Source organism: Saccharopolyspora sp. NFXS83, from assembly GCF_026241095.1.
Lineage (GTDB): Bacteria > Actinomycetota > Actinomycetes > Mycobacteriales > Pseudonocardiaceae > Saccharopolyspora_C.
Genome location: NZ_JAPFGB010000016.1, coordinates 16,811 through 42,118 on the forward strand (window position 1 = coordinate 16,811; position 25,308 = coordinate 42,118).

A 25,308-nucleotide genomic window follows, 5' to 3' on the forward strand; every position below is an offset into this window, starting at 1 on the left:
CTTCCTTCGTGATCAGTCCGCGAGGGCGGGCAGGTTGGAGCGTTCGAGCTGCGGGACGCCGCGTTCGTGGCCGAGCACGGTGATCCCGGCGGGGTCGAGGGCGAAGCGCACGCCTTCGGTGACGGGCAGTCCGAGCCAGCGCGCGATGAGCGCCCGGCCGAAGTGCCCGTGCCCGGCCAGCAGCACGTCGCCGCGGCCGAGTTCCGCGGTGACGTGGGCCAGCAGCGCGTCCGCGCGGGCCGTGACGTCGGACGCGGATTCGCCGCCGGGGCTGGGGTGGGTCCACACCGTCCACTCCGGCACTTGTTCGCGGATCTGCGGTGTGGTGCGTCCTTCGTAGTCGCCGTAGTCCCATTCGGCGAGCAGCGGTTCGACGTCCGGGGTGAAACCGGCGAGTTCGGCGGTGCGCCGCGCGCGGTCGCGCGGGCTGGCGAGCGCGATCAGCGGCGCGGTGCCGCGCAATTCGGCGAGGGTGCGGCCGGCGGCGACGGCGAGCCGTTCACCGCGCGGGGTGAGCGGGATGTCGGTGCGCCCGGTGTGCTTGCCGCTGCTGGACCACTCCGTCTCGCCGTGCCGCAGCAGGAAGACCTTGTGCTCTCCGGATTCCGCCACGCGCCGAGTCTAAGCCGGGGCGTGCGCGGTGCGTTGTGGCGGCCGGGCGGCGTGCGGGGTCTGGGTGGCGCGTTCGGTTCTGCGGTTTTCCTTGGTCAGGGGTCTGCTTCGGCGTTCGCGGCAGGGGTGGGACCGTCGTTTCCGGTGGTGCGCCGAACACGGCGGGTGAACTCCGTTCACTTTTTTTTGCAGCGTTTACGTAAACAGGGTTCACAACGCTGTGTGCACGATGCATCATCCCGCGTCATGACTCTCTCGCGCCGACGCGTGCTCGGCCTCACCGCGCTGCAGGCGGCCGCCGCCCTCGGGCTCACCACCGTGTCCACCCGCGGCGCGTCCGCCGCCGAACGGCCCTACGTGCCCGCCGTCGTCATCGGCTCCGGGTACGGCGCCGCCACCACCGCGCTGCGGCTCGGTTCGGCGGGCGTGCCGACGCTGATGCTCGAAATGGGCAGGTTGTGGGACACCGCGGGCGCCGACGGCACGATCTTCTCCGACATGCTGCAGCCTGATCACCGCAGCATGTGGTTCCGCACCCGCACCGAGGCGCCGCTGGCGAGCATCCTGTGGCTGGACCTGGTGAACCGGGACATCAGGCCGTACGCGGGCGTGCTGGACCGGATGCACTTCGACGAGATGGACGTCTACGTCGGCCGCGGCGTCGGCGGCGGCTCGCTGGTCAACGGCGGCATGGCCGTCACGCCGGAACGGGACTACTTCGAGGAGATCCTGCCGCGCGTCGACGCCGAGCAGATGTACCGGCGCTACTTCCCGCTGGCGAACCGGATGCTCGGCGTGAACTCCGTGGACCAGGACTGGTTCGAGCAGTGCGACTCCTACGGCTACGCGCGGCTGTCGCGCGCGCACGCCGACCGCGCCGGATTCGGCACGACCTTCGTGCCCAACGTCTACGACTTCGACTACCTCAAGCGCGAGGAGGCCGGTGAGGTCACGAAGTCCGCGCTGGCCTCCGAGGTGATCTACGGCAACAACCACGGCAAGCGCAGCCTCGACAAGAGCTACATCCCCGCCGCCATCGGCACCGGCAACGTCACGCTGCAGACCCTCACCCGGGTGCGCTCGTTCCGGCAGGAAGCGGACGGGACCTACGTGCTGAGCACCGAACGCATCGACGAGCTGGGCGAGGTGCGCGGGGTCGGTGAGGTCGCCTGCAAGCACCTGTTCCTCGGCGCGGGCAGCCTCGGCTCCACCGAACTGCTGCTGCGCGCTCGCGATACGGGGGCGCTGCCGGAGCTCTCCGGGGAGCTCGGCGAGCAGTGGGGGCCCAACGGCAACGTGATGCTGGGCCGGGCGAACCACCCGTGGGACACCACCGGGCTGGTGCAGTCCGGGATGCCCGCGCTGGGCATCGACAACCGCGCCGACCCGGTGAACCCGGTGTTCGCCGAGATCGCGCCGGTACCCGCGGGCATCGAGACCTGGGCGAGCCTGTACCTGGCGATCACCCGCACCCGGGAGCGCGGGCGCATCGAGTACGACGCGGCCACCGATTCGGCGCGGCTGCGCTGGAAGGAATCGCAGGGGCAGCCGGGAATCGACGCGGCGAAGGCCGTGTTCGACCGGATCAACCAGGCCAACGGCACGTCCTACCGGCACGACCTGTTCGGCGACACGCGCGCGTTCGAGAACCGGTTCACCTACCACCCGCTGGGCGGCAACGTCCTGGGCCGGGTGACCGACGACTTCGGCCGGGTGCGGGGTTATTCGAACCTGTACGTCACCGACGGATCGCTGATCCCCGGCTCGACCGGGGTGAACCCGTTCGTCACGATCACGGCGCTGGCCGAGCGCAACATCGAGCGGGTGCTCGCCGAGGACTTCTGATCGTCGCGTCCTGGGATCGGTCCGGCCGGGCGGATCCCAGGACGATCACGTCGTTCGGCGGCCCGGTCAGCTCGTCGCTTCGCGCAGTTCGGCGTAGCGGCGCAGGCAGGCCTGGTAGTCGGGCAGCAGGCCGGCTTCGGCGGCCTCGGCCAGCGTCGGCGCGACGCGGTCCTTCTCCGACAGGACCGCCTCGCCGCCGAGGTGCTCCGCCCACGGCAGGCCGAGTTCCGGGTCGAGCGGGCTGATGCCGTGCTCGGCGGACGGGGTGAACGGGGTGGAGCACAGGTAGGTCATCACCGTGTCGTCCTCCAGCGCGACGAACGCGTGCCCGAGCCCTTCGGCGAGGTAGAGCGCGCGGTACTCGGTGGAGTCCAGCCGCAGCGCCGTCCAGCGCCCGAACGTCGGCGAGCCGACCCGGACGTCGACCACCACGTCGATCATCGAACCCCGGGGGCAGTACACGTACTTGCCCTGCCCCGGCGGCACGTCCGCGAAGTGCACGCCGCGGATCACGTCGCGCGCCGAGACGCTGTGGTTGGTCTGCGCCAGCCGCAGCGGGTGGCCGACGGCCTCGACGAAGGCCGCTTCCTGGAACGGCGCGGCGAACAGCCCGCGGTGATCGGGGAAGGATTTCGGCGTGAACTCGTGCACGCCGTGGATGTCGAAGGAGCGAACCTGCACGATCAGCAGCCTAGGAGCCGGGGTGCGGGCCCGGTGACGGTGGCCCCGGTGGCGCGGCGCGGGTCACGGTCCGGCGGAAAAACCGGAAATCTTGCGTCGTTGAAAACTGCTTACCGGAAAGTGCTTGTGTTACGCCGACCTGCTCGATCAAGTCTGTGACCCTGGTCGCTGACAGCGCGGGACCCGCGCTGGCAGACTGTCCGGACCGCAGCGTCCACCGGTTCGTTTTTCCGCACCAGGGAATTCGGTGCCGGTCGTCCCGACGCCCGTCGCAGTTCCGGTACCGCCCGGGAGCCTGACGAGCGCGTCGCCGGGTGGCAACTCGCCACCCTTTCGCTCCGGAGATCGGGATCGCCCGGTTTTCGCAGGCCATGGCAACAGGAGGGACGCCGTGACCACTGTGAACGATCACACTTCCGCTTCCGCGAACGGAACGGAACTCACCGACGACGAGATCTTCCGCGCGCACGAGGGCGGCAAGCTCGGAGTCGACGTGACCGCGCCGCTCGACAGCGCGCGCGACCTGTCGATCGCCTACACGCCCGGTGTGGCCAAGGTCAGCCGGGCCATCGCCGCCGACGAGACGCTCGCCGACCGCTACACCTGGACCCAGAACCTGGTGGCCGTGGTCAGCGACGGCACCGCCGTGCTCGGCCTCGGCGACATCGGCCCGCGCGCCTCGCTGCCGGTGATGGAGGGCAAGTCCGCGCTGTTCAAGACCTTCGCCGGGCTGAACTCGATCCCGCTGGTGCTCGACACCACCGACGTCGACGAGATCGTCGAGACGATGGTGCGGCTGCGCCCGTCGTTCGGCGCGGTGAACCTGGAGGACGTGGCGGCCCCGCGCTGCTTCGAACTCGAACGCCGCCTGATCGAGGCGCTGGACTGCCCCGTCATGCACGACGACCAGCACGGCACGGCCGTGGTCGTGCTCGCCGCGCTGCGCAACGCCGCCAAGATCGTGGGCCGGCCGATGGACTCGATGCGCGTCGTCATCTCGGGTGCCGGTGCGGCCGGGGTGGCCTGCGCGAAGATCCTGCACACCGCCGGGGTCGGCGAGATCGTCGTGCTGGACTCGCGCGGCGTCGTGCACGAAGGTCGCGACAACCTCACGCCGATCAAGCAGGAGCTGCTCGGCTACACCAACCCGCGGGGGATCACCGGCGGGCTGGAGTCCGCGCTCGACGGTGCGGACGTGCTCGTCGGAGTCTCCGCCGGTCAGATCCCGGAGGAACTCGTCGCCACCATGGCCGACGACGCGATCGTGTTCGCGCTGTCGAACCCCGACCCCGAGGTGCACCCGGAGGTCGCGGGCAGGCACGCGGCGGTCGTGGCCACCGGGCGCAGCGACTTCCCGAACCAGATCAACAACGTGCTGGCGTTCCCCGGCATCTTCAAGGGCGCGCTGCAAGAGCACTCCAGGATGATCACGGACCGGATGAAGGTCGCCGCGGCCGAGGCGATCGCCGAGGTCGTCGCCGACGAGCTCGCCGCCGACAAGATCGTGCCGAGCCCGCTGGACCCGCGGGTCGCACCCGCCGTGATCAGCGCCGTCGCCGCCGCCGCGCGTGCGGACGGGGTCGCCACCGCGTGAGCGGTCGGCTCGCCGCGCGGGCAGATGCAGCATTCGGACCACTGGGGTGCACCGTTCGCGGTGCGCCCCAGTGGTCTGTTCGCCGGGGTCCGCTCGTGGCGATCGCGTCACGAGGACCGGTGCCCGCCGTCACACGTGCGGGTGGCTTCGACCGAAGGCCCACCAGCGGTCCGCATCCGAGCCGGTGCCGGTAAGGTCAGGACCGGAACTCGCTGTGGTGCCGATCACGTGCGGGATGGTCGGTCTTCGGTCGTGTGCCCGGTAAACGTGGCCGCTACGCAGGAGGGGTGCTGGTGACCGATCGGTACGACGGGACGCCCGCTTCCAGGGCGCGAGACGCGGTGGACGCGGCGGGAGCCGGCGACGCGGGCACGATCGACGGGATCGCCGAATTACCGGACGCCCCCGCGATCCTGAGCTCAGCGGACGGCACGATCGTGCAGGTGACCGAGCAGGCGATCCGGTTGGCAGGAGTCGTCGACGCGGCCGACCTGCTCGGCTCGCGGCTCGCGGAACTCGTGGTCCGCGACGGGCCGGTGTCCCGGCTGCGCGGCGCCGAGGACGTGGCGGTGCGGGTGCTGAGCTGGCCGCACCCGGCCGATGACGCGCTGCGCGTGACCGTGCTGACCGACGTGCGCGACCTGTTGCCGGACAACGGGAGCCCGATCGGAGTGGAGGTCGTCGACGAACGCGCCCGGCTGATCGACGCGCAGCGCATCGCGAAGGTCGGCAGCTGGAGCGTCTACCCGGAGACCGGGCAGATGTACCACAGCCCGGTGCTCAAGGAGCTCTTCTACGCCAGCGGCACCGAGGACGTCTTCGACGGCGTGAACATGGTCGTGGCGGTGCGCCCGGACGACCAGCCGAAGGCCGACGACTTCGGGGTTCGGCTGCGCTCCGCGCCGGTGGGCAAGCTGGTCGAGGTCGAACTGCACGACCACACCGACCGGGTCTTCCTGTGCACCGGGCGCGTCGAGCGCGACGCCGCCGACCGCATCGAGCGCATCGAAGGCACCGTGCAGGACGTCACCGAGCAGCGGCTGCTGGAACGGCAGCTGCGCGACGAGCGCCGCAAGCTGCACGACGCGCAGCGCGCCGCCCGGCTCGGCACGTGGGAGTGGGACGCCACGACCGGCGCCACCCAGCTCTCCGAGATGATGCGCGAGATCTGCGGGCACCTGCCCGGCGATCCCACGAACTACGACGACTACCTCGAGGGCGTGCACCCGGAGGACCGCACCCGGGTCGATCAGGCGTGGCGGGGGCTCGCGCGGCGGTTCGAGCCGGTCGAGATCGAGCACCGCTTCATCCGCCGCGACGGCGCCGTGCGCACCCTGCGCGCGCACGGCGCGGCGATCCGCGACCCCGACGGCAGGCTGGTGCTGGTGGGCACCGCGCAGGACGTCACCGAGCAGCGCACCGTGCTGACCCGGATGGAGCGGTCCTCGCAGCGGTTCACCGACCTGGTCGCGGTCACGCCCGTCGGCATCGGCCTGTTCGATCAGGACGAGCACTTGGTGGACGCCAACGACGCGCTCTGCGACCTGCTCGGCTACCGGCTGGAGCAGCTGCGCGGCATGAGCGCCCGGCAGATGACGCACCCGGACGAGCGGGATTCGGGACTGCGCGCGGCTTCTGACGAGAGCGCCTCGTCGCGCTCCGGACGCCGGAAGGTGCCGCAGCGGCTGCTGATCCGCTCCGACGGCGAACCGGTGTACTGCGAGCTGCACGTGGCGCTGTCGGTGCAGGACGACGGCACCCGGTTCTGGCTGGTGGTCTTCCAGGACATCACCGAACGCCGCCGCGCCGCGGAGGCGTTGCGCTACCAGGCCACTCACGACGACCTCACCGGGTTGCCGAACCGGGCGGCGGTGAAGCAGCTGCTGGGGCAGCTGCTCGGCCGCGCCGACTCGGCGGGCGTGGCGGTGCTGTTCTGCGACATCGACAACTTCAAGCGGGTAAACGATTCACTGGGCCACGACGCGGGTGACGAGCTGCTGGTCGCGTTGGCCCGAAGACTGGAAGGCGGTCTGCCCGAGGGGTGCACGGCGGCGCGGTTGTCGGGCGACGAGTTCCTCATCATCTGCTCCGACATCACCGCCGTCGGCGGGCTCGACTCGCTGGCCACGAGGGTCGCGGGCCTGTTGCGCACGGCGGTGCCGGTGCACGGCCAGCTGATCCGCGTGTCGGCGTCGATCGGGGCCGCGGTGCCCAGCGGCGGCGGCTCCGGCGGGGAGGACCTGCTGCGGTTCGCCGACGCCGCGATGTTCGAGGCGAAGCGGCGCGGCGCGGGCAAGGTGTCGCTGGCCAGCCCCGCGCTGATGGCTTCGGCCGACCGGCAGCTGCACCTGGAGGGGCAGCTGCGGGAGGCGTTGAACAACGACGGCCTGACCTTGCACTACCAGCCGGTGGTGGCCTCCGACGGCACGGTGCTCACCGCCGAGGCCCTGGTGCGCTGGCCGCACCCGGATCGCGGGCTGCTGAGCCCGGACGCGTTCCTGCCGGTCGCCGAGCAGGGCGACCTGCTGCGCGAACTGGACCGCTGGGTGCTGCGCACCGCGCTGCGGGAAGCATCGACGTGGCCGACTCCGAGCGGGCGCCAGGTGGGCATCGCGGTGAACCTCGCCGGTCTGGTGCCCGGCGGTGCCGACTTCGTGGACGTCGTCGCCGACACCGTCGCCGAATGCGGTCTGGACTGGAACCGGGTGATCCTGGAACTCGTGGAGACCGCGCTGGTCGATCTGCCGTCGCGCACCAGGCAGGCGATGGGGGAGCTGGTGGCGCGCGGCGTGCGCTTCGCCGTCGACGACTTCGGCACCGGGTACTCGTCGCTGGCCCGGTTGAAGGACCTGCCCGCGCAGATCATCAAGGTGGACCGGCGGTTCGTGGCCGGTGTCGGCGGCGACCCGTCGGACTTCGCGGTGGCGCAGGCCGTGGTGGGCATGGCGCGTGCGATGGGCCGGTTGTGCGTGGCCGAGGGCGTGGAGACCGCGACCCAGTTCCACGTGCTCTCCGGGGTGGGCGTGGACGCCTACCAGGGCTGGTTGTTCTCCCGGCCGATGCCGTCGCGCGAGTTCCGCGCACTGCTGGAAACCGGGCCTTTGCCGCTTCTCAACGATCGGTGAAAGCTGGGGTCGTTCTGCTTGGGGGGTCATTTGGCGGAACCTCAGCGTCCTTCTCACTGCGGGATCTTTTTCCCGAGTGGCTCCGCCACGAGGGAAAGAGCTGTCCTCGCGAGAAGGACGCTGAAAACCCGCGGGTGAGCGGCTTTTCGACGTGGGCTAAAGCGCTTCGCGCATCCAGGCACGGCCTTCGGCCGCGAGGCAGGCGTGGCTTCGCCCGCTCAAGGGCACGTGGGCTTTGCTTTGCTCGCCTTCCGGGGTCGCCGCGCCGGGTCTGGTGGGTGTTGCGCAACCGCGCCGGCTCGGGGTGTTCGCGTCGAGATCGGCTTCCGATGAGGAGAAGCGCCGTTGCTCCCGGATCGTGGGATCTTGCTGCTGAGTGCGGGTAAAAAGATCACGCAGGCGTTGCGGATCATCGCAAGATTCCGGCGTTCGGGTTAGGGTCGGCCAGGTTTGCGGCGGTCGGCAAGTGACTGTCGGTGATCCGAGGGGGCTCGGTTGATCGAGTTCCGGTCCGTGCGCAAGGAATACCCTGGTGGCGCGGTAGCCGTCGACGACGTGGACCTGAAGGTCGAGGCGGGCACGATCACCGTGCTGGTCGGGCCCTCCGGCTGCGGCAAGACCACCTTGCTGCGCATGGTCAACCGCATGATCGACCCGACCTCGGGCACCGTGCTCGTGGACGGCCGCGACGTGCGCGAAGCCGACCCGGCGCGGCTGCGGCGCGGCATCGGCTACGTCATCCAGCAGGCCGGCCTGTTCCCCCACCGCACCGTGGTCGACAACATCGCCACCGTGCCCCGGTTGTTCCGCGCCTCCCGCCGCGACACGCGGCGGCGCGCGCAGGAACTGCTGGACCTGGTGGGGTTGCCCGCGACGCTCGCGGACCGCTACCCGGCGCAGCTCTCCGGCGGCCAGCAGCAGCGCGTCGGCGTGGCGCGGGCGCTGGCCGCGGACCCGCCGGTGCTGCTGATGGACGAACCGTTCAGCGCCGTCGACCCGGTGGTGCGCGAAGGGCTGCAGGACGAACTGCTCCGGCTGCAAGGCGAACTCGGCAAGACCGTCCTGTTCGTCACCCACGACATCGACGAAGCGGTGAAGCTGGGCGAGAAGGTCGCGGTGCTGCGCACCGGCGGGCACGTCGCGCAGTACGCCGCCCCGGACGAGCTGCTCGCCCGCCCCGCCGACGACTTCGTCACCTCGTTCATCGGCCGCGACCGCGGCTACCGACGGCTGTCCTTCGTGGACAGCGACGGCATCGCGCCCGGCGAGGTCGACACGGTCGAGCTCGGCGAGCGCAGCACCACCACCGGCTGGGTGCTGGTGCTCGACGGCGAGCGCAGGCCGCGCGGCTGGTTGCCGCCCGGTGCCGCGCCCGAGGGACCGGTCACCGAAGACGGCCTGGTCGCGGGAGGTTCGCTGTACACGCGGGGCACGGCGCTGCGCGGGGCGCTCGACGCGGCGCTGTCGGCGCCGTCCGGGCTCGGCGTCGTCGTCGACGAGCACGGCGGCTACGTCGGCGTCGTCGGCGCGCGGCACGTGCTCGACGTCATCGAGGGCGTCCGCGGGGAGCGGCCGTGATCGACGAGCTCACGCACTACTTCTCCAGCCCCAGCAACCGCGAAGTGGTGCTGGAGTCGCTGGGCCAGCACATCTACCTGGCGCTGGTCCCGCTGGTGCTGGGCGCGCTGCTCGCCGTTCCCGCGGGGCGGCTCGCGCAGCGGGTGCCGAAGGTGCGGGGAGTGCTGCTGGGCTCGGCGAACATCCTCTACACGATCCCGTCGCTGGCCCTGTTCGTGATCATCCCGGCGCTGATCGGCACCGGTGCGACGGCGTCGATCAACGTGGTCATCGCCCTGACGATCTACAACGCGGCGCTGCTGGCCCGGCCGGTGATGGAAGGGCTCGACTCGGTTCCCGAGCACATCGTCACCGCCGCCACCGCGCTCGGATACCGGTCGCGGCGCCGGTTCTTCGCCGTCGAAGTGCCGCTGGCGCTGCCGGTGCTGAGCACCTCGCTGCGCGTCGCCTCGGTCAGCAACGTGAGCCTCGTCAGCGTCGGTGCGCTCATCGGCATCGGCGGGCTGGGCCGGTTGTTCACCGACGGGTTCCAGCGCGACTACCTGACCCCGATCCTCATCGGGGTGGTGCTGACACTGCTGCTGGCGATGGCGGGCGACCTGCTGATCGTGGCGCTGCGCAGGCTGTGCACCCCGTGGCAGCGGGCGACTGCGGGGGGACGCTGACATGATCATCGCGGAGTTGCTGGGCTGGTTGTCCGACCCGGACAACTGGTTCTCCTCCACCGGCCTGCTCGTGCAGACCCTGTGGCACCTGTACTACTGCGTGCTCTCGGTGCTGGTCGCCTCGATCATCGCGATGCCGATCGGGCTGTGGATCGGGCACACCGGGCGCGGCGGCGCCACGGTGGTCGTGCTGAGCAACTCGATGCGCGCGCTGCCGACGCTGGGCCTGGTCACGCTGTTCGTGCTGCTCGCGGGCATCGGCGAAGTGCCCACCCTCGCCGGGCTGGTGATCCTGGCGATCCCCGCGGTGCTCTCCGGCGCCTACGCGGGCGTGCAGAGCGTGCCGAAGGACGTGCGGGACGCGGCGAAGGGCATGGGCATGACCCCGCTGCAGCAGCTGTGGCAGGTGGAACTGCCGAACGCGGCGCCGCTGCTGTTCGGCGGGGTGCGCACCGCGATGCTGCAGGTGGTCGCCACCGCCTCCGTCGCCGCCTACGTGGGCCTCGGCGGGCTGGGCAGCATCCTGCTCGAAGGCATCAAGACGTACTCCTACGGCCAGACCCTCGCGGCGGCGCTGTTCATCGCGCTGCTCGCCGTGCTGCTCGACACGCTGCTGAGCAGGCTGTCGCGCATCCTCACCCCGCGGGGCATCCGGGTGGGGCGCCCGGTGGCCGCCGCGGGTGACGCGTGAAGCCCGGAACCTTGTCACTGCGATGGAAAAGAGAACGGCCGTGAAGCGATGGGGTGCGCTGGCCTTGGCCGGCTTGGCGTTGGCCGGACTGACCGGCTGCGGCGGGGATCCGTTCCAAGCGGGCGACGGCACGGACGGATCGCTGGTGGTCGGCTCCGCCGACTTCACCGAGAGCGAACTGGTCATGAACATCTACGCCGAGGCGCTGCGCAGCACCGGAGCCGAGGTGGAGACGAAACCGCGCATCGGGTCGCGGGAGACCTACGTCAACGCGGTGGCCCAAGGCGAGCTCTCGCTCATCCCGGACTACACGGGGAACCTGCTGCAGTACGTCGACGAGCAGGACCCGGCGACGGAGTCGCAGCAGGTCTACGCCGCGCTGGAGCAGAAGCTGCCGCAGGGGCTCGACGTGCTGGAACAGGCCCCGGCGGAGGACTCCGACGTGCTCACGGTGACGAAGGCGACCGCCGGCACCGGGATCCGCTCGCTGGCCGACCTCGGGCCGCGCTGCGGTGAGTTCGTGCTCGGCGCCCCCGCCGAGTGGAAGACCCGCTGGGAACAGCGCATCGCCGAGGTCTACGGCTGCGAGTTCCGCGAGATCCGCAACCTCGAAGCGGGCACCGTGACGGTGGACGCGCTGACCGGCGACACCGTGCAGGTCGCGAACCTGTTCACCACGTCCTCGCAGATCAGCACGAACGACTTGGTGCAGCTGGAGGACCCGGAGGACATGTTCCCGGCGCAGAACGTGGTGCCGCTGGCGGGCCAGGGCAAGCTCACCCCCGCCCAGACCGACGTGATCAACCGGGCGTCGCGGGCGCTGACCACGGAGAAGCTCACCGAGCTCAACCGGCGCCTGGAGGTCGACAAGGCCAACCCGACCGACGTCGCGAGGGAGTTCATCGCCGAAGCGGGCCTGTGACCCCGCTCGATCGAGCCGTACCGGTGGCCGTGTCCCGCGGGGCGCGGCCACCGGTGCATTTCGATGATCGGATTCTTCGGCGCGCGAAATCTGATTCCCTTTCGGGAGCGTTCGTTGTCGCCGCATCGTGCGAGCAACCAGTCCACGCAGCGTGACACGTGCAACCAAGGGGTCATTCACGACCCACTTTGGCGCTACTGGAGCTGCTGAAGTTCCGGATCGGTGCGATGGTTTTCTGGCCGATCACCGAGAGGTTCGTGTCTTGGACTTCGCCGGGAATCGGTTGAATCCGATTCAGCAACAACGAGGGGAAACTCGCATGCGTACTTCTACTCGCCTCCTTGGTGCGACCGCCGTCGCCGTGGCCCTGCTCGGCGCCGGTTCCACCGCGGCGTTCGCCGGTGGGCACGATGACCCGGAGATCACCAGCGAGTCCGGCGACGGCGGCAACGGTGGCAGTGGTGGCATCGGCCTCAACCTGATCTGCGGCATCGGTGTTCTGGGTTCGGGTGAGTGCTCCGCCGCCAACGGCGGCGGCGGTGGCGACTCCGAGTCCGAGACCGGCGTCGGCAACGAGGGCTGATAGCCCTAACTTTCCGCCGCGGGAAAGAAGTGCCCGGTCCCCTTTTCGGAGGGGGCCGGGCACATCGCTGTGCTCGTCCATTTCGCGGGATGGAGATCGACGGGCGGAGAAGCCGAAATCGCCGCCGCCCACATCCGGGTGAATCGGGAATATGCCGGGACGTCGTCGCGAACTGTTCGGTCGCCCACCTGTCGTCGAGCAGCGGACCGACGCAGCGTGAAAATGGCACCAACGGGGCATCCGAAACCCACTTTAGCGCTACTGAAGCTGCTGGAGTCCGGTATCGGTGCGATGGTTCTCTCGCCGATCACCGAGAGGTTCGTTCCTCGGACTTCGCCGGGAATCGGTTGAATCCGATTCAGCAACAACGAGGGGAAACTCGCATGCGTACTTCTACTCGCCTCCTTGGTGCGACCGCCGTCGCCGTGGCCCTGCTCGGCGCCGGTTCCACCGCGGCGTTCGCCGGAGGGGACGACGACAAGCCGTCGGTCACCAGCGAGTCCGGTGATGGCGGCAACGGTGGCTCCGGTGGCACCGGCCTGAACCTGCTCTGCGGCATCGGCATTCTGGGTGAGGGCTCGTGCTCCGCCGCCGACGGTGGCAACGGTGGCGACTCCGGCTCCGAGACCGGCGTCGGCAACACCGAGGGCTGATAGCCCGAACTTTCCGCCGCGGGAAAGAAGTGCCCGGTCCCCTTTCCGGAGGGGGCCGGGCACATCGCTGTGCACGCCCTTCCCGGGCGGTGGGCGTCGGTGAAATTGCGAGTTCGCACGATTCGATCGACGAATTCAGCGGCGACCGCCGATTCGACCGCTCAGATCCTCGGCGGCACGCCGCACCTCCGCGGCCAGGTGCGGCCAGGTCGAGCCGCAGTCCGCGCGGCTGCCCGGCTCGCACACGTGGCGGAACGTGAGGCTGATCGCCGCGGACGGCCACTGGTCCGGGCCGAACACGGGGCACGCCACCGACGCGAACTCACCGGTCACGTGCCCGTCCTCCACGGCCCAGCCGAGGCGGCGCTCCGCGGCCAAGGTGCGCCGCAACTCCGGCAACGTGCGCGGGCCGCGCCCCGTGCGGCGCGCGAACCCGGCGGGGAACGACGCGCGCACCTGCGCGGCGGGCAGGTGCGCCAGCATCGCCCGCCCCGACGCGGTCAGGTGCGCGGGCAGCCGCACCCCGACGTCGGTGACCAGCGTCTGCGGACGAGAGGGACGTTCCTTGATCAGGTACAGCAGTTCGCCGCCGTGCAGCACGCCGAGGTGCGCCGTGCAATCCACCTGGTCGACGAGCCTGCGCAGCACCGGGCCCGCGAGCCGCTCCAGCGGATCGTGCCGCAAGTAGGCGGAACCGAGCTCGAACGCCGCCACCCCCAGCGCGTACCGGCGCTCCTCGGGCAGCCGCACCACGAAACCGGCGGCGGTGAGCTCCGCGAGCAGGTGGTAGGTCGTCGAACGCGGCAGCTCCAGCTCGCGCGCCAAGGTCGCCGCCGACACCGGCCCGGCCCGGCCGCCCATCACCGTCAAGATCGCCAGCCCGCGCCGCAACGCGGGCACCTCGCTGCTGTCGCCCATGCCGCACCCCGCTATCTGGAATCTCAGACGGAACCACTCTAACCGGGCTTCTGCGCCGCGCCGCGCACGTGTGACATGGAGGAATGCAACAGGCTCAGGTGCACAAGATCGAGTCGGGGGCGCTGACGGGGCGGCAGGTCGTCGACATCGCCCGCGGCGGGGCGACGGTGGAACTGGACGCGGCCACCGAACGCGACATCGACGCCACCCGCAAGCACATCGACGCGCTCGCCGCCGCCGAACAACCCACCTACGGCGTCTCCACCGGATTCGGCGCGCTCGCGGTGCGCCACATCCCCGCCGAGCGGCGCGCGGCGCTGCAGCAGTCGTTCGTGCGGTCGCACGCGGCAGGCGCGGGCTCCGCCGTCGAACCCGAAGTGGTGCGCGCCCTGATGCTGCTGCGGCTGCGCACGATCTCCACCGCGCGCACCGGCGCCCGCCTCGACACCGCTCGCGCGCTCGCCGCGATGCTCAACGCGGGGATCGTGCCCGTCGTGCACGAATACGGATCGCTGGGCTGCTCCGGAGACCTGGCACCGCTGGCCGCCGTCGCGCTCGCCCTCACCGGCGAAGGCGACGTCCTCGACCCGGCGGGGTCGACGCGTCCCGCGGCGCAGGCCCTCGCCGAGGCGGGCATCGAACCGGTCGTGCTCGCCGAGAAGGAAGGGCTGTCGCTGACCAACGGCACCGACGGCATGCTCGGCATGCTGGTGCTGGCCCTGCACGACCTGACCGGCCTGCTGGAGATCGCCGACCTCACCGCGGCGATGAGCGTGGAAGCGCTGCTGGGGACCGACCGCGTCTTCGCCGCCGACCTGCAGGCGCTTCGCCCGCACCCCGGCCAAGCGCGCTCCGCGTCCCGGATCCACCGGCTGCTGGCCGGTTCCGGCATCGTCGCCAGCCACCGCGGCCCCGACTGCACCCGGGTGCAGGACGCGTACTCGCTGCGCTGCGCCCCGCAGGTGCACGGGTCGGCGGGCGACACGATCGCGTTCGCCGAGATGGTGGCCGAGCGGGAACTCGCCGCGGCCATCGACAACCCGGTGGTGCTCGACGACGGCCGCGTCGAATCCAACGGCAACTTCCACGGCGCACCGCTGGCGCACGCCCTGGACTACCTGGCGATCCCGCTGGCCGACGTGGCGAGCATGGCCGAGCGGCGCACCGACCGGATGCTCGACGTGGCGCGCTCGCACGGGCTACCCGCGTTCCTCGCCGACGACCCCGGCGTGGACTCCGGGCACATGATCGCGCACTACACGCAGGCCGGGGTCGTCGCCGAGCTCAAGCGGCTCGCCGCTCCCGCCTCCGTGGACTCCATCCCCACCAGCGCGATGCAGGAGGACCACGTCTCGATGGGCTGGGCGGCGGCCCGCAAGCTGCGCCGCGCCGTGGACGGGCTGCGCACCGTGCTCGCGGTGGAGCTGCTCACCGCGGCCCGCGCCCTCGACCTGCGCGCCCCGCTCACGCCCGCGCCCGCCACCGGCGCGGTGCGGGACCTGCTGCGCACCCGCGTCGCCGGACCGGGCCCCGACGCCCACCTGGCGCCGCAGATCGCCGAGACCGAGGCGCTGCTGCGCTCCGGTGCCGTGAACTCCACCGTGCAAGACCACCTGGGAGGCCAGTCATGAGTGCCGGAGCCCGTCCCGTGCGCGCAGCGCGCGGCACCACGTTGACCGCACGTTCCTGGAGCACCGAGGCCCCGCTGCGGATGCTGCAGAACAACCTCGACCCGGAAGTCGCCGAACGGCCCGAAGACCTCGTCGTCTACGGCGGCACCGGCCGCGCCGCCCGGAACTGGGCCAGCTACGACGCCATCGTCGCCGAACTGAGCGCCCTCGCCGAGGACGAGACCTTGCTGGTGCAGTCCGGCAAACCCGTCGGCGTGCTGCGCACCCACGAGTGGGCGCCGCGGGTGCTGCTGGCGAACTCGAACCTGGTGGGCAACTGGGCGAGCTGGCCGGAATACCGCAAGCTCGACGCGCTCGGACTCATGATGTACGGGCAGATGACCGCCGGTTCGTGGATCTACATCGGTACCCAGGGCATCCTGCAGGGCACCTACGAGACGTTCGGGGCCGTGGCCGCGAAGCGCTTCGGCGGCACCCTCGCGGGCACGTTGACACTGACCGCCGGGCTCGGCGGCATGGGCGGCGCGCAACCGCTGGCGGTGACCATGAACGAAGGCGCCGCGCTCGTCGTCGAGTGCGACCCGGAGCGGGCGCGGCGGCGCGTGCGCCACGGCTACCTCGACGTGCTCGCCGAGAACCTCGACGACGCGATCGAGCAGGCCGTCGCGGCGAAGCAGCAGCGCCGGGCCGTGTCGATCGGCGTCATCGGCAACGCCTGCGAGGTGCTGCCCGAGCTGCTGCGCCGCGGCCTGCCCGCCGACATCGTCACCGACCAGACCTCCGCGCACGACCCGCTTTCCTACCTGCCGCGCGGCGTGGACGTCGACGACTGGGCGGACTACGCGGACAAGAAGCCCGACGAGTTCACCGCCCGCGCCCGCGACTCCATCGCCGAGCACGTCGAAGCCATGGTCGGGTTCCTCGACGCCGGCGCCGAGGTCTTCGACTACGGCAACTCGCTGCGCGGCGAAGCCGCCGAAGCCGGCTACGCGCGGGCCTTCGACTACCCCGGATTCGTGCCCGCCTACCTGCGCCCGCTGTTCTGCGAGGGCAAAGGACCGTTCCGGTGGGCGGCGCTGTCGGGCGACCCGAAGGACATCGCGGTGACCGACCGGGCGATCCTCGAGGAGTTCGGAGAGGACGAGCACCTGGCCCGCTGGATCCGGATGGCGGGGGAGAAGGTGTCCTTCCAGGGGTTGCCGTCGCGGATCTGCTGGCTCGGCTACGGCGAGCGGCACCGGGCGGGGCTGCGGTTCAACGAGCTCGTCGCCTCCGGCGAAGTCTCGGCGCCGCTGGTGCTGGGGCGCGACCACCTCGACAGCGGCTCGGTCGCCTCGCCGTACCGGGAGACCGAGGGAATGGCCGACGGATCCGACGCGGTGGCGGACTGGCCGCTGCTCAACGCGCTGGTCAACACCTCCTCCGGGGCCACGTGGGTGTCGGTGCACCAGGGCGGTGGAGTCGGCATGGGGCGGTCGCTGCACGCCGGGCAGGTCACGGTCGCCGACGGCACCGAACTGGCCGCGCGCAAGCTGGAGCGGGTGCTCACCAACGACCCCGGCACCGGGGTGCTGCGCCACGCCGACGCGGGCTACGACCGAGCCCGCACCGTCGCCGAGGAACGCGGCCTGCGAATCCCGACCTGACGGCCCGCGCGACGGGTCGGGCGGCGGAACCTCAGCCGCGTCCTCGCGCTGAGAAGCCGCCGGTGGTCGTCCTGCCCAGCGGCGATGCTCGCGGCCACCGGGGAGCAGGACGACAACAGCAGGCAGTCGGCGGTAATCGCGCGGGAGGAGAACCGATGAGCACCAGTGCGCTGCTGGCGCAGATCGACCAGGTGGGGCGGGATCGGCGACGCGGGGGCTACTCGCGGCACGTGTTCGACAGCGGTGAGCGGGAACTGCGCGAGTGGTTCACCGAGCAGGCGCGGGCGCGCGGACTGGACGTGCACACCGACCGCAACGCGAACCTGTGGGCGTGGTGGGGCGAACCGAGCGATCAGGCCGTCGTGACCGGCAGCCACCTCGACTCGGTGCCCGGTGGCGGGGCGTTCGACGGCCCGCTCGGCGTCGCCGCCGCGCTCAGCGCCGTGGAGTCGTTGCGCGCCACCGGTTTCCGGCCGCGGCGACCGATCGCGATCGTGGTGTTCGCGGAGGAGGAAGGCGGCCGGTTCGGAGTGCCGTGCCTCGGATCGCGGCTGCTCAGCGGGACGATCACGCGGGACGCGGCGAACGCGCTGCGCGACCCGGACGGCGTCACCTTCGCCGAAGCGTTGCGCGACGCGGGCGGCGACCCGGAGCACGCGGGCGCGGACGAGGCGGCGCTGCGCCGCATCGGGCGCTTCGTGGAACTGCACGTGGAACAAGGCCGGGGCCTGGTGGACCTGGACCGCCCGGTGGCCGTCGCCTCATCGATCCTCGCCCACGGCCGGTGGCGATTCCGCTTCTGCGGCCAGGGAAATCACGCCGGAGCGACGTTGCTCGCCGACCGCCGCGACCCGATGCTGCCCGCGGCCCGCGCGGTGCTCACCGCCAGGGAGACCGCCGCCGCGCGCGATCAAGCCCGCGCCACCGTGGGCAGGCTCGTGCCCAACCCGGGCGGCACCAACGTCATCGCGTCCACAGTGGACATGTGGTTGGACGCGCGGGCGCCCGCGGCCGACGCCACCCGGTCGCTGGTAGCGGAACTGTCCGAACGGGCCGCGGAATTCGCCCGCGACGAAGGATGCGAGGTCGAGGTGACCGAGGAGTCCTACAGCGGCACCGTGCACTTCGACCCGGTCCTGCGCGACGAGCTGTGCGCCTCGCTCGGCGACGCGCCCGCGTTGGCCACCGGCGCCGGGCACGACGCGGGCGTGCTCTCCGCGCGGGTGCCCGCCTCGATGCTGTTCGTCCGCAACCCCACCGGCATCAGCCACGCGCCCGACGAACACGCCGAACCCGACGACTGCGACGCGGGTGGATCCGCGCTGGCCGAAGTGCTCCGGAGGTGGGCCGCATGAAGTACTGGTGCGAATGGGCCTGGCTGGACGACGGGCCCCGCCCCGGCGTGCTCGTGGAGATCGACGGCACCGCCATCACCGCCGTGACCACCGCGGCCACGCCACCGCCCGGCGCCACGCGGCTGCCCGGGCTGGTGCTGCCCGGCCTCGCCAACGCGCACTCCCACGCCTTCCACCGCGCGCTGCGCGGCAGGGCCACCGGCGGCGGCACCTTCTGGACCTGGCGCGAGCAGATGTACGCCGTCGCGGGCGCGCTCGACCCGGACACCTACCGGCGGCTCGCCACCGCCGTCTACACCGAGATGGCGCTCGCCGGCGTCACCTGCGTCGGCGAGTTCCACTACCTGCACCACCCGCCGGGCGGCGGTCGCTACGACGATCCGAACGAGATGAGCGCGGCGCTCGCCCAAGCCGCCCACGACGCCGGAATCCGCCTCACCCTGCTCGACACGTGCTACCTGACCAGCGGATTCGACGCTCCGGTGGAAGGAGTGCAGCAGCGGTTCTCCGACGGGGACGCCCAGTCGTGGGCCGAACGGGCCGACCGGTTCACCGTGGACTGCGCGCGGGTCCGGCTCGGCGCCGCGGTGCACTCGGTGCGCGCCGTGCCCGCCGAGCAGATCGCCGAAGTCGCCGCCTGGGCGCACCGCTACGGCGCACCGCTGCACGTCCACCTCTCCGAACAGCGCAAGGAGAACGAGGCGTGCCTCGCCGCGCACGGCCGCACCCCCGCGCAACTGCTGGCGGACTCGGAGGCGCTCGGCGCGAACACCACCGCCGTGCACGCCACCCACCTCACCGACGACGACCTGCGGCTGCTCGGAGGCAGCGGCACCGGGACCTGCCTGTGCCCGACGACCGAAGCTGACCTCGGTGACGGCATCGGCCCCGCCCTCGAACTGGACGCGGCGGGCAGCCCCCTGTCGCTCGGCAGCGACGGGCACTCCACGATTGACGTGCTCGCCGAAGCCCACGCCGTCGAAGCCGGGCAGCGGCTGAGCACCGAACGGCGCGGGCACTTCGGCGCCGGACGGCTGCTGGAGATGGCGACCACCACCGGGCACCGCGCGCTCGGCTGGCTCGACGCCGGACGCATCGCACCCGGACAACGCGCGGACCTCGTCGCCGTCGCGCTCGACGGCCCGCGGCTCGCGGCGGTGCCCCTCGCGGCGGTGCCCGCGGTGGCCCGCGCCGACGACGTCCGGCACGTCATCGCGCACGGCCGCGGCATCGTCCGCGACGGCGAACACGAACACGTCCCCGACCCGGGACGACGGCTCCGGCGGCTCGTCGAGGAACTCCTGTGACGGCGCCGGTGATCGCGTTCAGCAGGAAAGATCAAGCGTTGAGGACGGGTGAGCGATGACATCCACTGCTATTACCGGGATCGGTGAGCTGACGACGAACGACGACGAACTCGGCGACCTCACCGACGCCGCACTGGTCCTCGACGACGACCGGGTCGCCTGGGCCGGACCGGCCGCGCGGGCACCCGCCGCCGACCACGCCATCGACGTCGCAGGACGGGCCGTGCTGCCCGGCTGGGTCGACAGCCACACCCACCTGATCTTCGCGGGCGATCGCACCGCCGAATTCACCGCCCGCATGAACGGCGAGCCCTACGCCGCCGGCGGCATCGCCGTCACCGTCGAAGCCACCCGCGCCGCGAGCGACGACGCGCTGACCGCGACCCTGCGCCGCCACGTCGCCGAAGCCACCGCGCAAGGAACCACCTGCCTGGAGACGAAAACCGGCTACGGGCTCACCGTCGCCGACGAACTCCGCGCCGCCCGGCTCGCCGCCGACGAAGTCGACGAGGTCACCTTCCTCGGTGCGCACCTCGTGCCACCCGGCCAGGACGCCGACGACTACGTCGACCTGGTCCGCGGCGACATGCTCGACGCCGTCGCCGAACACGTGGGGTGGTGCGACGTGTTCTGCGAACGCGGGGCGTTCGACGCCGAGCAATCCCGGCAGGTGCTGCGCGCCGCCGCCGACCGCGGACTCGGCCTGCGGGTGCACGGCAACCAGCTCGGGCCCGGCCCCGGAGTGCGGCTCGCCGTGGAACTCGGCGCGGCCAGCGTCGACCACTGCACGCACCTCGAACCCGACGACATCACCGCCCTCGCCGGCTCCGGCACCGTCGCCACCCTGCTGCCCGCGTGCGACCTCTCCACCCGGCAACCGCTGCCGCCCGCGCGGGAACTGCTCGACGCGGGCGCCACCGTGGCGCTGGCCTCCAACTGCAACCCCGGCTCGTCCTACACCTCGTCCATGGCGTTCTGCGTCACGACCGCCGTGCTGCAGATGCGGATGACCGTGCCAGAAGCCATCCGCGCCGCCACCCTCGGCGGCGCGCGGGCGCTGCGGCGCGACACCGGCGACGGGGCCGTCGGCGTGCTGCGCCCCGGCGCGCGCGCCGACGTGCACGTGCTCGACGCGCCGAGCACCTCCTGGCTCGCGTACCGGCCGGGCGTGCCCCTCACCCACGCCGTGTGGCGCGCAGGCACCCGCGTGCGGTGAACGCTCGCAAGTGGTCGAGGAAGGGAACCTTCCTGTCACCGGGGCGAAGAAGGTCGCCTTTCTGCCATCCGCCACCGGAAGGCCGCACGGCCTCGCCATCGCACTGAGCGCGTAGAAGGGAACCTTCCTGTCACCGGTGACAGGAAGGTTCCCCTCCTCGCATCGAAGCTCGGGGGAGATCGCCGGGACAGGTGCGACGTGGTGCGGCGGGGGAGGGTCAGTCCTCGTCGGTGTCGTCGCGGGCCAAGAAGGTCGCGAGGCGTTCCGTGGCGTCCTCGAAGGCCGGGTTGAGGTCGACGAAGACCCGCATCCGGTCGGCGATCCAAGCCAAGGTCACCTCGTCATCACCGCGACGCTCCTCGAGCTCTTCGATGCCACGGTCGGTGAAGTACACCGCTTCCTCCTCCATGCGTTCGCCGACGGCACACGCCGCCGGACCCTGACAGCAAGGGAACTTTACTGTCACCGGTGACAGGAAGGTTCCCTTCCTCCCCCGCCCCTGAACGCGAAAGCGGGCCGCCGGTTCCCGGAGGAACCGACGGCCCGCGATCTACGACGAGATCAGTTGAAGGCGTTCTGCACGACCTCGGCCTGCTCGACGTCGTGGACGGCCTTCAGGCCGGTGGCCGGAGCGGCCATCGGGCGCCGCGACACGCGCTTGAGGCCCTGCAGCCGCTCGGGGAACAGCTCCGGCAGCGCCAAGCCGAGGAACGGCCACGGACCCTGGTTCGCCGGCTCCTCCTGCGCCCACCGGACGTCGGTGGCGTTGGGGTAGCGCTCCAGCACCGCGCCGAGCTTGCGGTGCGGCAGCGGGTACAGCTGCTCCAGCCGCACCACGGCGGTGTCGGTGTGGCCCTTCTTCTCCTTCTCGGCGGCCAGCTCGTAGTAGAGCTTGCCGGAGCAGAACACGATCCGGCGCACCGCCGACGGGTCCGGCTGCGACGGGTCGTCGATGACCGAGGTGAACTTGCCCTCGGTGAAGTCGGCGACCGAGCTCGTCGCGGCCTTCATCCGCAGCATCGACTTCGGCGTGAAGACGATCAGCGGGCGGTGGATGCCGTCCAGCGAGTGCCTGCGCAGCAGGTGGAAGTGGTTCGCCGGGGTCGACGGCAGCGCCACCGTCATGGAGCCTTCCGCGCACAGCTGCAGCCAGCGCTCGATGCGCGCCGAGCTGTGGTCCGGGCCCTGGCCCTCGTGGCCGTGCGGGAGCAGCAGCACCACGTCGGATCGCTGGCCCCACTTGGCCTCACCGGACGAGATGAACTCGTCGATGATCGACTGGGCGCCGTTGAAGAAGTCGCCGAACTGCGCCTCCCACGCCACGAGGGCGTCGGGGTTGGCGACGGAGTAGCCGTACTCGAAGCCCATCGCGGCGAACTCGGACAGCGCCGAGTCGTAGGCGAGGAACTTCGCCTGGTCCTCGGCGAGGTTCAGCAGCGGCGTGTACTCCGACCCGGTCTTGCGGTCGATGAGCACCGAGTGCCGCTGGCCGAACGTGCCGCGCCGGCTGTCCTGCCCGGTCAGCCGCACCGGGCGGCCTTCCATGGCGAGCGAGCCGAACGCGAGCAGTTCGCCGAAGCCCCAGTCGATCTCGCCTTCGCGGGCCATCTTCGCGCGGCGTTCCAGCACCGGCTTGACCCGCGAGTGCGGGGTGAAGCCCTCGGGCAGGTTCACGTGCGCGTCGGCGATGTGCTCCAGCGTCTCCGGGGAGATCGCGGTGACCAGCTTCGTCGGCACGACCTGCTCGGACTCCACCGACGGGCTCGGCTCCGGCGGGTGCTTCTCCAGCTCGCGGACCTCGTTGAAGACGTGCTCCAGCTGGCTGGCGTAGTCCTTGAGCGCCTTCTCGGCCTCTTCGACGGTGATGTCACCGCGGCCGATGAGCGACTCGGTGTAGGTCTTGCGGACGCTGCGCATCTTGTCGATGGCGTCGTACATGGCGGGCTGCGTCATCGACGGGTCGTCGCCCTCGTTGTGCCCGCGGCGGCGGTAGCAGACCATGTCGATCACGACGTCCTTGCCGAACGCCTGGCGGTACTCCACGGCCAGCTTCGCGACCCAGACGCACGCCTCGGGGTCGTCGCCGTTGACGTGGAAGACCGGCGAACCGATCATCTTCGCCACGTCGGTGGAGTACTTGCTCGACCGCGAGTGCTCCGGGGCGGTGGTGTAGCCGACCTGGTTGTTCACGATCACGTGCACCGTGCCGCCGGTGCGGTAACCGCGCAGCAGCGACAGGTTCAGCGTCTCGGCGACCACGCCCTGACCGGCGAACGCGGCGTCGCCGTGCAGCAGCACCGGCAGCACCGTGAAGCCTTCCTGGCCCTTGTCCAGGATGTCCTGCTTGGCGCGGACGATGCCTTCCAGCACCGGGTCCACGGCCTCCAGGTGCGAGGGGTTCGAGGTCAGCGACACCTTGGTCTCGCCGTCGCCGAACATGCGGAAGTACTTGCCCTCCGCGCCCAAGTGGTACTTGACGTCACCGGAACCGTGCGCCTGGCCCGGGTCCAGGTTGCCCTCGAACTCGCGGAAGATCTGCGAGATCGGCTTGCCGACGATGTTGGCCAGCACGTTGAGGCGACCGCGGTGCGGCATGCCGATGACGACCTCGTCGAGGTCGGACGCGGCCGAGGAGTCGAGCACCGCGTCCAGCAGCGGCACGACCGTCTCGGCGCCTTCCAGCGAGAAGCGCTTCTGCCCGACGTACTTGGTCTGCAGGAACGTCTCGAACGCCTCGGCGGCGTTGAGCTTCGAGAGGATGTACTTCTGCTCGGACTGCTCCGGCTTCTCGTGCGGCTTCTCGACCCGGTTCTGCAGCCAGTCGCGCTCGTCGGGTTCGAGGATGTGCATGTACTCGACGCCGACGGTGCGGCAGTACGAGTCGCGCAGCACGCCGAGCACGTCGCGCAGCGTCATGCGCTCCTTGCCCGCGAAACCGCCGACGGCGAACTCCCGGTCCAGGTCCCACAGCGTGAGGCTGTGCGAGAGGACGTCGAGGTCCTCGTGCCTGCGCTGCCGGTAGTTCAGCGGGTCGATGTCGGCCATCAGGTGACCGCGGGTGCGGTAGGCGTCGATCAGCTCCAGGACCCGCGCGGTCTTGTCGACGGCGCCTTCCGGGATGTCCTGGGTCCAGCGGATCGGCTCGTACGGGATGCGCAGCGACGAGAAGATGTCGTCGAAGAACCCGTCCTCGCCCAGCAGCAGCTGGTGCACCTTGCGCAGGAAGTCGCCGGACTCCGCGCCCTGGATGACCCGGTGGTCGTAGGTGGAGGTCAGCGTGACGATCTTGCTGATGCCCATCTCGACCAGGGCCCGCTCGGAGGCGCCCTGGAACTCCGCCGGGTAGTCCATCGCCCCGACGCCGATGATCGCGGACTGGCCCTTGGTCAGCCGCGGCACCGAGTGGTTCGTGCCCGACGGGCCCGGGTTGGTCAGCGAGAACGTGGTGCCGGAGAAGTCGTCCGCGGTCAGCCCACCGGAGCGGGCCTTGCGGATGATCTCCTCGTAGGCCTGCCAGAACTGCTGGAAGGTCATCTCTTCGCAGCCCTTGATGGAGGCCACGACGAGGTTGCGCGACCCGTCCTTGCCGGGCTGGTCGATCGCGAGACCGAGGTTCACGTGCTCCGGGGTGATCGCCGCGGGCTTGCCCTTGGCGTCCTCCCCGTAGTGGCGGTTCATGTTCGGGAAGTCCCGCATCGCCCGCACCAGCGCGTAGCCGATGAGGTGGGTGAACGAGACCTTGCCGCCCTTGTTCCGCTTGAGGTGATTGTTGATCACGATGCGGTTGTCGAACAGCAGCTTCGCCGGCACCGCGCGCACGCTCGTGGCGGTCGGCACCGTCAGCGACTGCTCCATGTTCTTGGCGATCGCCGCGGACGCGCCGCGCAGCGGCTTCGCCTCCTCGCCGGTGCCCGAGCTCTTCACCGGAGCGGCCTTCGCGGCCTGCTGCGGGGAGGGCTTCGGCTCGGCCGCCTTGGCCGGCTTCGGCGCGGCCTGCGCGGCGGCGGCCGGGCGAGCCTGCCCGTTGCCCTCGCTGCGCGTGGCCGTCGCAGTCGTAGTTCCCGACACCGTCGTCGTCGCGGTCGACCCGGCTCCGGATGCGGCTGCGGAGTTGTCAGCGGCTACCGAAACCGAGGTCGCCTGCCCCGGCTTGTAGTCGGCGAAGAACTCGTGCCACGCGGAGTCCACCGACGTGGGATCTTGGAGGTACTGCTCGTACATCTCCTCGATCAACCACTCGTTGGGGCCGAACTGTGACGCAGGGCTGCTGCTGGACACGGCTGGCG

At 71.1% G+C, this 25,308-nt stretch carries 19 protein-coding genes; 14 read left to right on the top strand and 5 right to left on the bottom strand.

Annotation, left to right across the window (positions count from 1 at the left end):
* Positions 1-12 precede the first annotated feature (12 nt).
* On the bottom strand, positions 13-612 hold the full coding sequence (locus tag OOZ19_RS18230; RefSeq protein ID WP_266091320.1) for an acid phosphatase: 600 nt from the start codon (positions 610-612) through the stop codon (positions 13-15).
* Between the two features lie 246 nt (positions 613-858).
* On the opposite strand from OOZ19_RS18230, the gene OOZ19_RS18235 reads away from it, so the two are divergent.
* Entirely contained in the window at positions 859-2,457 is a 1,599-nt protein-coding gene (locus OOZ19_RS18235) for a GMC oxidoreductase (RefSeq protein ID WP_266091321.1), read from the top strand.
* A gap of 66 nt (positions 2,458-2,523) precedes the next feature.
* On the opposite strand, the gene OOZ19_RS18240 is transcribed toward OOZ19_RS18235, so the two are convergent.
* Complete coding sequence (locus OOZ19_RS18240) at positions 2,524-3,138, bottom strand: dTDP-4-dehydrorhamnose 3,5-epimerase family protein (RefSeq protein WP_266091322.1); 615 nt, start codon at positions 3,136-3,138, stop codon at positions 2,524-2,526.
* 391 nt (positions 3,139-3,529) lie between these two features.
* Between OOZ19_RS18240 and OOZ19_RS18245 the strand changes: the two genes are divergently transcribed.
* The 8 genes from OOZ19_RS18245 to OOZ19_RS18280 all read left to right on the top strand — a co-directional run bounded on the left by OOZ19_RS18245 (position 3,530) and on the right by OOZ19_RS18280 (position 12,949).
* Positions 3,530-4,732 (top strand): NAD(P)-dependent malic enzyme, encoded by a 1,203-nt coding sequence (locus OOZ19_RS18245; RefSeq protein WP_266091323.1) that lies wholly within the window; start codon positions 3,530-3,532, stop codon positions 4,730-4,732.
* A gap of 287 nt (positions 4,733-5,019) precedes the next feature.
* Entirely contained in the window at positions 5,020-7,857 is a 2,838-nt protein-coding gene (locus tag OOZ19_RS18250; protein ID WP_416309460.1) for a sensor domain-containing protein, read from the top strand.
* Positions 7,858-8,352: 495 nt separating this feature from the next.
* Positions 8,353-9,435 carry an ABC transporter ATP-binding protein gene (locus OOZ19_RS18255; RefSeq protein WP_266091324.1) on the top strand — a complete coding sequence of 361 codons (1,083 nt, stop codon included), beginning with the start codon at positions 8,353-8,355 and terminating at the stop codon, positions 9,433-9,435.
* The gene (locus OOZ19_RS18260) at positions 9,432-10,100 is read left to right on the top strand and encodes an ABC transporter permease (RefSeq protein WP_266091325.1); all 669 of its coding nucleotides are present in this window, start codon (positions 9,432-9,434) and stop codon (positions 10,098-10,100) included. The genes OOZ19_RS18255 and OOZ19_RS18260 overlap by 4 nt, the downstream gene beginning before the upstream one ends.
* 1 nt (position 10,101) lies before the next feature.
* Positions 10,102-10,791 carry an ABC transporter permease gene (locus tag OOZ19_RS18265; RefSeq protein ID WP_266091326.1) on the top strand — a complete coding sequence of 230 codons (690 nt, stop codon included), beginning with the start codon at positions 10,102-10,104 and terminating at the stop codon, positions 10,789-10,791.
* A 40-nt stretch (positions 10,792-10,831) separates the two neighbouring features.
* Entirely contained in the window at positions 10,832-11,713 is an 882-nt protein-coding gene (locus OOZ19_RS18270; RefSeq protein ID WP_266091327.1) for an ABC transporter substrate-binding protein, read from the top strand.
* A gap of 319 nt (positions 11,714-12,032) precedes the next feature.
* The gene (locus tag OOZ19_RS18275; protein WP_266091328.1) at positions 12,033-12,296 is read left to right on the top strand and encodes a hypothetical protein; all 264 of its coding nucleotides are present in this window, start codon (positions 12,033-12,035) and stop codon (positions 12,294-12,296) included.
* Between the two features lie 383 nt (positions 12,297-12,679).
* On the top strand, positions 12,680-12,949 hold the full coding sequence (locus OOZ19_RS18280; protein WP_266091329.1) for a hypothetical protein: 270 nt from the start codon (positions 12,680-12,682) through the stop codon (positions 12,947-12,949).
* Positions 12,950-13,084: 135 nt separating this feature from the next.
* Here the strand turns inward: OOZ19_RS18280 and OOZ19_RS18285 are convergent, their stop codons facing one another.
* Positions 13,085-13,867 carry an IclR family transcriptional regulator gene (locus OOZ19_RS18285; protein ID WP_266091330.1) on the bottom strand — a complete coding sequence of 261 codons (783 nt, stop codon included), beginning with the start codon at positions 13,865-13,867 and terminating at the stop codon, positions 13,085-13,087.
* 83 nt (positions 13,868-13,950) lie between these two features.
* Between OOZ19_RS18285 and hutH the strand changes: the two genes are divergently transcribed.
* The 5 genes from hutH to hutI all read left to right on the top strand — a co-directional run bounded on the left by hutH (position 13,951) and on the right by hutI (position 21,022).
* Entirely contained in the window at positions 13,951-15,498 is a 1,548-nt protein-coding gene (gene hutH, locus OOZ19_RS18290; protein ID WP_266091331.1) for a histidine ammonia-lyase, read from the top strand.
* Positions 15,495-17,144 (top strand): urocanate hydratase, encoded by a 1,650-nt coding sequence (hutU, locus tag OOZ19_RS18295; RefSeq protein WP_266091332.1) that lies wholly within the window; start codon positions 15,495-15,497, stop codon positions 17,142-17,144. The genes hutH and hutU overlap by 4 nt, the downstream gene beginning before the upstream one ends.
* Before the next feature lie 155 nt (positions 17,145-17,299).
* The gene (locus tag OOZ19_RS18300; RefSeq protein ID WP_266091333.1) at positions 17,300-18,499 is read left to right on the top strand and encodes an allantoate amidohydrolase; all 1,200 of its coding nucleotides are present in this window, start codon (positions 17,300-17,302) and stop codon (positions 18,497-18,499) included.
* On the top strand, positions 18,496-19,806 hold the full coding sequence (locus tag OOZ19_RS18305; protein WP_266091334.1) for a formimidoylglutamate deiminase: 1,311 nt from the start codon (positions 18,496-18,498) through the stop codon (positions 19,804-19,806). Before OOZ19_RS18300 ends, OOZ19_RS18305 begins: the two co-directional genes overlap by 4 nt.
* A gap of 55 nt (positions 19,807-19,861) precedes the next feature.
* Positions 19,862-21,022 carry an imidazolonepropionase gene (gene hutI, locus OOZ19_RS18310; protein ID WP_266091335.1) on the top strand — a complete coding sequence of 387 codons (1,161 nt, stop codon included), beginning with the start codon at positions 19,862-19,864 and terminating at the stop codon, positions 21,020-21,022.
* A 217-nt stretch (positions 21,023-21,239) separates the two neighbouring features.
* Here hutI and OOZ19_RS18315 read toward each other — a convergent pair whose 3' ends face one another.
* Together OOZ19_RS18315 and OOZ19_RS18320 are read right to left on the bottom strand one after the other, a co-directional pair.
* Positions 21,240-21,416: a DUF6104 family protein gene (locus tag OOZ19_RS18315; RefSeq protein ID WP_266091336.1), complete on the bottom strand. Its 177-nt coding sequence runs from the start codon at positions 21,414-21,416 to the stop codon at positions 21,240-21,242.
* A gap of 167 nt (positions 21,417-21,583) precedes the next feature.
* Positions 21,584-25,300, bottom strand: a complete 3,717-nt coding sequence (locus tag OOZ19_RS18320) for a multifunctional oxoglutarate decarboxylase/oxoglutarate dehydrogenase thiamine pyrophosphate-binding subunit/dihydrolipoyllysine-residue succinyltransferase subunit (protein WP_266091337.1) — start codon at positions 25,298-25,300, stop codon at positions 21,584-21,586.
* Between the last annotated feature and the right edge of the window lie 8 nt (positions 25,301-25,308).